Below are 376 nucleotides of genomic sequence, written 5' to 3'. Positions count from 1 at the left end.
CTGAAAAGGCTGCCAAACAAGCTCAGGAAAAAGCTGAACAAGCAGAACGTGAAGCCAAAGAAAAAGCGGATAAAGCTGAAGCAGAAAAAGCCGAACGCGAAACTAAAGAAAAAGCTGAAAAAGCCGCCGCCGACAAAGCTGAACGCGAAGCCAAAGAAAGAGCAGACAAAACTGCCGCCGATAAAGCCGAACGTGAAGCCAAAGAAAAAGCCGCAAAAACGGAAGCAGAAAAAGAAGCCGCCAAGAAAAAACTGGCCGAGAAAAAAGCCGAATTAGAGAAAAAACGCGCAGAAAAAGCCAAAGCTGAAAAAGAAGCTACTGATAAAACTGCAAAAGATAAAAAAGCAGCCGACCAACTGACCGACAAACAAAAAGA

The 376-nt window shown here is 44.1% G+C and carries 1 protein-coding gene; it reads left to right on the top strand.

What is annotated here, in order from left to right; all coding sequences use genetic code 11:
* Window positions 1-376 (top strand): hypothetical protein (locus tag ACTHS3_RS17215; protein ID WP_440368667.1); only part of this gene is annotated, 376 nt, incomplete at both ends.

This window comes from Neisseria sp. P0009.S007, assembly GCF_051962515.1.
Note: the sequence above shows the minus strand (reverse complement) of the source record. Positions and strands in the feature narration are given on the sequence as shown.